The following is a 9440-nucleotide window of genomic DNA, read 5'->3' as shown; positions in this document are numbered from 1 at the left end:
CCCACCCACCAGCACAACAACGAACTCGCATCAATGGCGAGAAACCCCGAACACCTCAGTGACCCCCTCCCCGAACCTCACACTGAGCGGATGCCGCGAGGCCGGCGAACCGGTCGGCTCGGAAGCGGGCGCACTCACCCAGGAGCGACGCCAACTCCTTGATGACGTCGATCCCGGCTGGTGCCCGGCGTGGGATGCCGGCTGGCAACGCTGCCTGCGCCTGGTCCAAGCGCACCTGACCGCCGGCGGAAGCCTGCCCACGAAGGCATGGGAGGTCGTGGTCCAGGGCGAAGACCTCGGACGCTGGGTCACCGCCCAACGTCATGGCTTCGACCAGCTTCTTCCGGCGCAGCAGTGGCTGCTTGAGAACGCCCTCCGCATCCAGCCGGCCCCGGAAGAGGAACGGCCGGTGAAGCGGACCCAGGAGCACAAGTGGCTCCTCAACCTCGCCGCCGCCCGCCAGTTCCACGCCCGCGAAGGACACCTCAACATCCCCCGCAAACACGTCGAGGAGCTGCCCCTGGAACTGGCCGGACCCGCCGCCACCGGACGCGAGACCACACCGGAGGGGACCATCCGGATCGACCTGGGGATGTGGACCGCGAACGTACGCCGACGCGCCGACAAACTCACCGAGCAGCGGCGTAGGGCGCTGGACGAACTCGGCATGCGCTGGTAGATGTGGCAGCGGCCGGTCAACTTCCTCTTGATGCTCACGGCCTGCCCCTTCTCCCGGTGCTGACCGCCGCGTCAAGGCCGGGTGCCCTGCCATGGTCCGGACATGAGGTTGACAGTCGGTCGGGAGGCGACGTGAACCGGAGCCGGGGTTGCGACGCCGATGTCGGCGGTCAGCCACCGCCGTATCGGCCGAGCCCAACGCCAGCGCATCCGTACGCAACGGCCTTGTTGCCACAAGCACCCCTTCCCGGGGCGCCACACCCTCGTCGACCCGCCCTCCGGGACGGCGGGCCCGCCCACCGGCTGCCTGCCTTCGGGTAGAAGCCCCCTGGCACAGCGGCGTGCCCGTCCGTGAGCGACGCCCGCGTGCCCTTCCCGTGTGGGCCGGGTCCTAGATCTGATTGACATCGGCGTGTCCGTATGGCCCGCCGTTCTGGGTTACGAGCATGCCCGCGCCCTGGCCATCAGCACCCCCGCAGTGATTGAGCGCGCTCAGCAACGGCAGGCTGCCTGCGCTTCCGCCGAGTGCGCCGCTGCCGTGTGTGGTCGTGCCGTTCGCCGTTGCACCGTTGTCCAGGTTGGAACAGCTGTCGCCGAACGCGGGTGAGAGGAAGTCACCGATACCCCCGGCAGAAGCGGGGGACGCTGCGGCGATCCCGGCCCCGATGAAGGCCGCGGTGGCGGCAAGCGCTGTGCCTGTCGTACGTGTGGTCATGCCCCATCGAACGAGGCTCAGGGCGCTGAGGCACGGGCATTTGCCTCCCCTGCTCAGAGGGCAGTGGGGGTGATAACTGAGTTATCACCCCCACTGACGCCCACTGACCCGCTGACGCCCACTGATAAAAATCACGGACGCTCCATGAAGTCAGGATGATACGACTGATAACTCAGTTACCAGTCGGAGACGGCGGTCACGCGCAATCCACGGTGCCAACTACCCGGGCATGCAGCAGGTCAAGGCCGCCTGCGACCCCCAGAAACTGTTCACCTTCCCCCAAGCAGTCACCTGCCGGACCACCGACGAGTGACACGGACAACGCCCGCCCGACGATCCGGCCATGTGCTGTGGTGTCGTACTACCTCCAGCGCGGCCGCCTCGGCCGGTCCCCCCGACCGGGCCCGGGGCTACGGGAGCATCGCCGTGTTGGCGCGATGCTCGTCCCGTGACGCACGGCTCCATCGAGCGACACGGGGGAGGCTGCCCTTTTCCGGGGGGCGGGCGAGATCCACTCGTTGGAGGGAGAGCGCGGACGGTCTGGATTGATGGGCTGCAGCGCTGCCCAGAATCTGGCCGAGGCCACACCCGACCATGTGGCAGGGCAGGGGAGCACGCTCACAGTGACCGTCTACTTCATCGGTACCGGCCCCGGCGCGGCAGACCTGATCACCCTGCGCGGCCGGGAGATCCTGTCCCGCTGCCGCGTGGGTTTCTACCCGGGCAGCATGACGCCAGTCGAACTGCTGGCGCACTGCCCCACAGGCGCGACGCGGACGGACACGGCGCGGATGACCCTGGATGAGGTCATGACCCAGATCCTGGCAGCCCACGCGCGTGGGACGGACGTGGTACGGCTGTGCTCGGGCGATCCATCGCTCTACAGCACCGTCGCCGAGCAGGTGCGGGTGCTGGACAGAGCGGGTGTGCCCTACGAGATGGTTCCCGGGGTCTCCGCGTTCGCGGCATCGGCGGCGGTCCTCGGCCGGGAACTGACCGTGCCCGGGGTGGGCCAGAGCCTCATCATCACCCGCGCCGCACGCCCCGGCTCGATGCCGGCCGGTGAGACACTGGCGAACTTCGCCCGCACCGGGGCGACGCTGGCGGTCTACCTCGTCATCAACCACCTGGAGGACGTGGCCGCCCAGCTGCTGCCGCACTACGGGGCGCACTGCCCGGCAGCCGTCGTGGCGGCGGCCACCCAGCCCGGTCAGCACATCGTGCGCTCCACGCTCACCTCCATTGCGGCCGAGGTGCGGGCGGCCGGTGCGGGCAGGCTGGCGACGCTGCTGGTCGGCCGGGCGCTGCAGGCCCACGGCTTTCCCGACAGCGTTCTACATTCCACCGCCCGCCACTGGTCCGCCTGAACACCAGCACCGACAGGAGCAGCCCCTCCCCATGGCTCCACAGCCTGATGTACGCATGTTCACCACTGACCTGGACCTGGCCGGGCGCCCGGTGGTCGTCTTCGGCGGCGAGCCCGCGGTGCTCCGGCACCTGGCGCGCCTGGAACGCACCGGCGCGCAGGTCACCGTCGTGGCACCCGCGGTGTGTCCCGCGATCGAGGCGATGGCGAAGGCGGGCCGGCTGCGCTGGCACGCACGTTCCTGGCAGCCCGACGATCTCCGTGGCGCCTGGTACGCCATCGCCTGCACCCCCAGCGACGATGCGGCCATTGCCGAGGCCGCCCACAAGCAGCGGGTGTTTTGCACCCCCGGCGACACCGCCGCCCTCGACACCGCGCCGGCAGGCCATCCGGGCCCCGGCGTCGCCCTGATCGGCGCTGGGCCGGGAGACCCCGGCCTGATCACCGTCAGGGGCCGCGAGCTGCTCCGGGCCGCGGACACGGTGCTCGTCGACCGCCTCGCGCCGCTGGAACTGCTGGCCGACCTGCGCCCGGGGGCCGAGATCATCGATGCGGCCAAACTCCCCTACAGCCGCACCACCGCCCAGGACCAGCTCAACGGCCTGCTGGTGGACCGCGCCCGCGCCGGACGCTTCGTCGTCCGCCTCAAAGGCGGCGACCCCTACCTGTTCGGCTGCGGCTTCGAAGAGGTCAGCGCCTGCACGCAGGCGGGCATCCCGGTGACCGTGGTGCCGGGCGTGAGCAGCGCGCTCGCCGCACCGGCGCTGGCCGGGATCCCGGTGACGCACCGGGGCATCACGCAGGAAGTCACCATCGTCTCCGGCCACCTGGCGCCCGATCAGGAACGCAGCCTGGTGGACTGGCACGCCCTGGGACAGCGCAAGGCAACCCTGGTGATCCTCATGGGAGTCACCCACGTGGAACGGACCACGCAACTGCTGATCCGCGCCGGGCGCGACGCGGCCACGCCGGCATTGATCGTTCAGGACGCCGCCACCCGCTACCAACGCGTCTGGCATTCCACCCTGGCCCACCTCGCCGAGGACTGCCGCACACACGAGGTCACCCCGCCCGCAGTCTTCGTCATCGGCCCCACCGCCGGCCTGAAGACCCCCCGCCCGCCGGCCTCCCCCATGCCGTAGCGGCCGCAGCCGGCAACCCCCGCCGCAGCACGCTCACCCACGCACCCGGCGCCAGTGCTCGCGCACCGTCTCGCACCATCTCGCGCTGAGCCCGGCTCCTGACGACCAGCAGTCCTCGCCGACCTGTGGCATCGCCTCCACCATGTGTCCCCCTTCCTACGTAGTGGGTCGTGGCCAGGCGTCCGTGCCGTTGAGCAACGGCCCATAAGCCGCCTCCTGGTGCAGCCCCCTCCGCTGTTTCAGGCACCCGCTGCAGCCCGTGCTCGGCGCCAGAACCGTGGACACGTCATGGGGTGCCGGATAGCTTCGAAAAGCTGTCGTCAGTCACGTAGACAGGGGCCGAAATGAAAACGATCAAACTGACTTCGTTAGCAGTAGCGCCGCTGGTACTGGCCGGTGTTGCTGTCGCCGGACCGATCGCTGGTGCAACCGCGGCGAGCGCCACACCGTCCGACTGCCTGGTGGGTCGTCCGGACAGCAACACAGGGTATGCGATCTGCTTGAAGGGCACCGGGCAGGTCCGGGCCAAAATCACTTGCGAGGACGGCATCAACGGCCACCGCTACATCAACCACGGCCCGTGGGTGAACGTCAACCAGAGGTCGTACGCCGCCTGTGGCGCCGCTCAGCGGGTGACTGTCGTCCTTGTCGACTACGAACTCCGCTGATCCGGCGCTCTGCCGGTAGCGGCTTGGCGCCCAGGCCTCGGTCCATCGCTGGCGCGGGTCCGTCGGCCCGTGCCGCCCCGCTAGACCGTACGTCCAGCCGACGCAGGAGCGGCGCTTTGAAGCGGACGCAGGGCCCACACCTGGCGTCCCTCGGCGGTCATCTCCGTCCCGCAACTATCGGTGCCCAGATCCTGCAGGGCCGCCAGCATGCCGGTCGTCTACTTCACTTATGGGTGGGCATATGCAGCGAACGATGACCGAAAACGATGGGTCACGTGCGGGAGTCCGGCTGACTTCACGATGACCTATGGAGCATCGGCCCGCGACAGAAGGAGCGCCGCTGCGCCCCTCTGCTCCTCCTCGTCTGCTCACCGGTCGTGGAGGCCCCGCCGACGCGGCCGGGAACGGCACCGAACCTCGCCCCCGGCGCGCGCCGCCGTCCCTGCCTGCCTTCGAGGACTCCGCCACCGGCAGCGACTGAAGCACGGTGTTCCGGCCGCACACCAGCGGCCGGAACCACATCCGCCCCGTCACGGGAGAGCGGACCGGCAAACACCTGAGTGACGTGCGACAAGCACTGCTGATTGTGGCCAGAACCAAGAAAGGGTCCCGGGTCCCCGCCAACGGGACGGGCGTTGCGCTGGTGCGACGCTGCGCGCCAGTTTGCTCGTACATCGCAGCCACTGCTTCGTGCCGAGACTGGAGCGTCGATACCGCTCGCTCAAACCGCTGGCCTGCTCGACGAAGGTCTTTCGCTTGCAGGGCGGCCGGTCGCAAAAGAACCGCCGCACTCGAAGCCTGGCCTGCAACTTCACCCGGCCAGGGGGCGTTCCGCTAGCCCTCGCTCATAGGAGGAGTGCACTCGCCGGGCCCTTGTCCCACACCCCGGACACCGCGGTGCCGGTCCGCAGGCGACCGCCGACACGACCAGCGTCTCCGCGGTGAACACGACCTGGTCCAACCGCACATCGATCTTCGGGAACAGCACATTTTTGAGCGAGCAGACCCTCATGACCGAGAAATCCCCTGCCGAATCGTTCCCGCAGTCCTCCACTGACCTGCGGATTCACGGAACTCCGGTCAGAGCCAAAAATCGAGATCGGCATCATGACGGTGGCCAACGCGGTACGCCAGACCGGCCATGCCGCACTTCCCAGCCCCGGCACGCTGGTGGTGTTCGCGGCACGCTCGCGGCCGCCGCCCTGGCCTGCGCGGGCCGCTGGCCGCTGGCCCGGGCGTGCAGCACCATGCCCCTGGTCCTGCTGGCTGCCCAAGTGCCCGCGTCCGCATGGCTGCTGCCGCTGCTGGCCATGGTGGTGCTGATGCCAACGGCCGCCGCACCGGCCTGGACCGACCGGCGCCTGACCTATGCGCCCGTGCTCGCGGCCGCACTGGCCGGGCAACCCACGCCCGGCCTCGGCATGATCGGGAACCTCGGCCCCATTCTGATCGTGCTGGCCTTGCGGGCGGCCGCGCCGGGCTGCCGCCCCCGCCATCTCCTGGCCGTCCTCGCCGCGAGCGTTCCATGGGCCGCAGCACCCACCGGTTCACCGATCGGCCTCGCCCTCGTGACGACAGCGCTGATGCCGGCCGCGGCCGACGGCCGTGCGGCGGCCACCCACATGCCCCGCCAGACCGCAACCCGATCACCCCCGCGACTGACGACGGGCCCTTGCGCGAGCGTGACCAGGCGGACCGACAGGCGGTCGGGCCGCGCGGGGGCTCGCAACCGAGCAGAAGCGCCGGGGTAGCGCCCTGCGCAGAGGCGGCCGGCAGATCGACACGTACGTCCGCAACGAACCGCACGGCAGCAGAGGGTGCGAGATTGTGTCACCCCTTCTCCACCGGACGGACCACCCGCCCTGACTGCACGACGAAGCGGACCCGTCCCATGGCCTCGATGTCCTCGAAGGGGTTACCAGCCACCGCCACCAGGTCGGATGCCGCACCCAGGGTCAGGCGTCCCAGGTCGGGGCGGTTCAGCAGGTCCGCGGCGGTGCTGGTGGCGGCGCGCAGCGCCCGGAGCGGGGGGAGGCCGTGCTCGACCATGGTGGGGAACTCGCGCCAGTTGTCGGCGTGCGGGAACATGCCGGCGTCGGTGCCGAAGGCGATGCGTACGTCGCTGCGCGCGGGACGCAGGAGCCCTTCGCGCATACGTGGCTCGTAGCGCCGGTATGTGTCCCGCATGGTGGGCGAACGGTGCTCCCAGAAGGTGTCGTCGTCCAGGTGGTCCAGGAAATAGCGCTGGGTGTACTGGGTGGGGACCAGGTAAGTGCCGGCCTGGGCCATGATGTTGAGGGTTTCCGGGGTGGCCAGGGTGGCGTGCTCGACGCTGCGCACCCCGGCGCGCAGGGCGCGCAGGACGGCTTCGTCGGGGAAGGCGTGGGTGGCACACGGCAGGTGCAGGTCTCGCGCGGTGGCCACCAGGGTGTCGACCTCCTCCTGCGAGTAGGCCGTGGCGTCGGGGGCGTCCGCGGGTGAGGAGAAGCCGCCGCTGCCGGCGAATTTGATCCAGTCGGCTCCCGCACGGGCTTGTTCGCGGACCTGTCGGCGTACTTCGTGCTCGCCGTCCGCCACGGTGCCGACCTGCGCTCCGTAGCGCTGGGCCAGATTCGGTGCTTTGTCGCCGTGGCCGCCGCGTGGGGAGAGGATGTTGGGCGCTGCCAGGATGCGCGGGCCGCTGGTCAGATGCTCGTCGACGGCCCGGCGCAGTGCTACGTTCAGCGGCAGGTGGGCGCTGCCGAGGTCCCGTACGGTGGTGAAGCCGTTGTGCAGCAGGTCGCGCATCGCGGGGAGCGCGGTGAGTACCTGGTAGGCGGCGGATTCGTGGTCGGCGGCCTCGGTGGGCAGGTGGACGTGGCAGTCGATCAGGCCGGGCAGCACGGTGCATTCCGCAAGGTCGATGAGGTTGGTGCCGGGCGATGCTTGCACCTCCTCGCCCAGGCGGGTGATGGTGCCGTTCTCGACCAGGATGTCGATGCCGGTGGCTGGTCGGTCCGCGAGGCCGTCCCACAGGCGGTCGGAGCGGATCAGGAGCTTGCCGGGATGGTGAGGGGGCATGCACGCCTCCTATCGGACGGGAAGATCTGCGGTCGGGGGCGGTGCGTAGTCGGGGTGCGGCAGCACGTCGCCGGGGCCGGGGTTGTCCGGTTCGCTGTGTCCACCGAGGAGGGACATGACGCCCCAGGCGGCGTTGATCCCTGAGGCGAGGGCGTGGTCGAGCCAGCCGGGCGAGAAGGAGGTGTCGTCCCCGGCGAGGAAGAGGGCGTTGGCGGGTTCGCCGGGGACTGCGCACTTGCCGTCGCGGTCCTTGAGGCTTTGCAGGAAGAGGTCGCGCTGGTAGGTGTACTCCCCCGGGCGGGAGAGGCGGGCGATGCCGCGGAAGTGGGGGGCGTCGCCCCAGGAGTAGGTGATGGCTTCGCCCTGCTCGGCGGCGCGCTCGAGTTCAGCGGCCAGGTCGGGGTGGATCGCGCTCAGTTCACGGGTGAAGGCCCGTACGCGTTCCTCGAGGGGGGATGCGGCGATCTTCGCCGAGTCGAAGGACCAGGTGAAGCTCAGGTCCAGGACGGCCCGTCGCCCTCCGTGTTGTCGAGGCGGCCCGAAGTCGTGGGTGTAGCTGGCCCGGGGAAGGCGGTCGGTGAGGGTGACACCGTCCAGAGAGGTGCCCTCCCAGAACGCTTCGCTGAGCACCAGGGAGGTCTTGGCCGCCGGCCAATAGGTGATGTTGCGTATCGCGCGTGTCATTTTCGGCCCCAGAGGTGCGGGCCCGCCGGCGTCGGCCGGTCGTAGGTCCACGGAGGTCTCAAGGAGGTGTAGCTGGGGTGTGAAGACGGCGGCGGCGAAGGTGTCGCTGCGTCCGTCGTCGCTGTGGACACATACTCCGCGGCGGGCGTCGGGGAAGACGTCGATGGCGGTCACCGCGGGGCGCGGTGCGCCGTGGTTGGCCTCTTCCAGGCTGGTGGGCCGCCCGTCCGGGCCCGTGGTGCGGTGCGTCCAGAACCGGTGGGCGAGCTCGCTGATGCCCTCGCGCGGGTAGTACTCCCGCGCGCCTTCGGAAGCGAGGAGCAGGCGCAGCAGCTCCACCATGCTCATGCCGAAGAAGCAGTCCCAGGCGGTCGGGCCGATACCGGCCGTGGCGAGCAGGCGGGCCTGATCCTCGGTCAGGCCCACGCCCTCGGGGTCGCGCAGGAAGCGGTGGAAGGTCCACAGTTCGTACCGTGCGACTACCTGGGTCCACAGCCGTCGCAGGGTCGGCAGATCACGGTCGGCGACGGCCCGGCGGATGGCGGTCGCTCCCAGGCGTTCCAGTGCTGCCTGCCAGGCGAGGTGGGCCCGGCGGAACTGGTCGTGCTGGGGATAGAGGTCGGTGAGGGAACGCGCCCGGTGACTGCGGCCGTCGACGTCCCAGGTGGTGACAGGCGTGGTCTCGGGCGTGTAGTTCTCCCTGAACGGCTCCCAGTGCAGGTTGAACCGCTGCGCGTACTGGTGCAGCAGGCGCGCGGAGTCGGGGAAGCGCATGCAGCCCAGCTCGACGACGGCGCTGTCGGCGGGGTGCAGCCGGCGGCTGTACATCCGTCCGCCCAGCCGGCGCCCGCCGGGTCCGGTGTCGCTGGTCTCGGCCTCGTACAGGATGGGGCGGCAGCCGATGCGCAGGAGTTCGAAGGCGGCGGCGAGTCCCGCTCCGCCCGTTCCGATGACGGCGACGGGCGCGCCGAGCGTGGTGGCGGGCAGCCGGCCCAGGCGCCGGTCGTCGCGAAGATGGGCGGCGTAGTCGAAGGGGAAGTCGACCTGGAGGTCGCAGGCGGCAGGGGTGTCGTCGGAGGGCACTGTGCGGTCACCGGCTTCCATGGTCATGCGCACGGGCTTGGGGA

9 protein-coding genes are annotated in these 9440 nt (G+C 70.2%); 6 read left to right on the top strand and 3 right to left on the bottom strand.

Features of this window, described 5'->3' with window-relative positions:
* The coding region (locus ABZ877_RS37030) for a helicase associated domain-containing protein (protein WP_361080523.1) at window positions 1-679 on the top strand (679 nt) is incomplete at its 5' end.
* Between the two features lie 390 nt (window positions 680-1069).
* On the opposite strand, the gene ABZ877_RS37025 is transcribed toward ABZ877_RS37030, so the two are convergent.
* Window positions 1070-1393 carry a hypothetical protein gene (locus tag ABZ877_RS37025; protein WP_361080521.1) on the bottom strand — a complete coding sequence of 108 codons (324 nt, stop codon included), beginning with the start codon at window positions 1391-1393 and terminating at the stop codon, window positions 1070-1072.
* 205 nt (window positions 1394-1598) lie between these two features.
* On the opposite strand from ABZ877_RS37025, the gene ABZ877_RS37020 reads away from it, so the two are divergent.
* The 5 genes from ABZ877_RS37020 (at window position 1599) to ABZ877_RS37000 (ending at window position 6320) form a co-directional block, all read left to right on the top strand.
* Entirely contained in the window at window positions 1599-1706 is a 108-nt protein-coding gene (locus tag ABZ877_RS37020; RefSeq protein ID WP_361080531.1) for a BBE domain-containing protein, read from the top strand.
* A gap of 310 nt (window positions 1707-2016) precedes the next feature.
* Entirely contained in the window at window positions 2017-2760 is a 744-nt protein-coding gene (locus ABZ877_RS37015; RefSeq protein ID WP_361080519.1) for an SAM-dependent methyltransferase, read from the top strand.
* Between the two features lie 55 nt (window positions 2761-2815).
* Window positions 2816-3901 carry a uroporphyrinogen-III C-methyltransferase gene (gene cobA / locus ABZ877_RS37010; protein WP_361080517.1) on the top strand — a complete coding sequence of 362 codons (1086 nt, stop codon included), beginning with the start codon at window positions 2816-2818 and terminating at the stop codon, window positions 3899-3901.
* A 344-nt stretch (window positions 3902-4245) separates the two neighbouring features.
* Window positions 4246-4569: a hypothetical protein gene (locus ABZ877_RS37005; RefSeq protein WP_361080515.1), complete on the top strand. Its 324-nt coding sequence runs from the start codon at window positions 4246-4248 to the stop codon at window positions 4567-4569.
* A gap of 941 nt (window positions 4570-5510) precedes the next feature.
* Window positions 5511-6320, top strand: a complete 810-nt coding sequence (locus tag ABZ877_RS37000; RefSeq protein ID WP_361080513.1) for a hypothetical protein — start codon at window positions 5511-5513, stop codon at window positions 6318-6320.
* Between the two features lie 79 nt (window positions 6321-6399).
* Here ABZ877_RS37000 and ABZ877_RS36995 read toward each other — a convergent pair whose 3' ends face one another.
* Together ABZ877_RS36995 and ABZ877_RS36990 are read right to left on the bottom strand one after the other, a co-directional pair.
* Window positions 6400-7629: an amidohydrolase family protein gene (locus ABZ877_RS36995; protein WP_361080511.1), complete on the bottom strand. Its 1230-nt coding sequence runs from the start codon at window positions 7627-7629 to the stop codon at window positions 6400-6402.
* Window positions 7630-7638: 9 nt separating this feature from the next.
* Entirely contained in the window at window positions 7639-9423 is a 1785-nt protein-coding gene (locus tag ABZ877_RS36990; protein WP_361080509.1) for an FAD-dependent oxidoreductase, read from the bottom strand.
* Window positions 9424-9440 lie beyond the last annotated feature (17 nt).

Source organism: Streptomyces sp. NPDC046939, assembly GCF_040644575.1.
Classification (GTDB): Bacteria; Actinomycetota; Actinomycetes; order Streptomycetales; family Streptomycetaceae; genus Streptomyces.
Note: the sequence above shows the minus strand (reverse complement) of the source record. Positions and strands in the feature narration are given on the sequence as shown.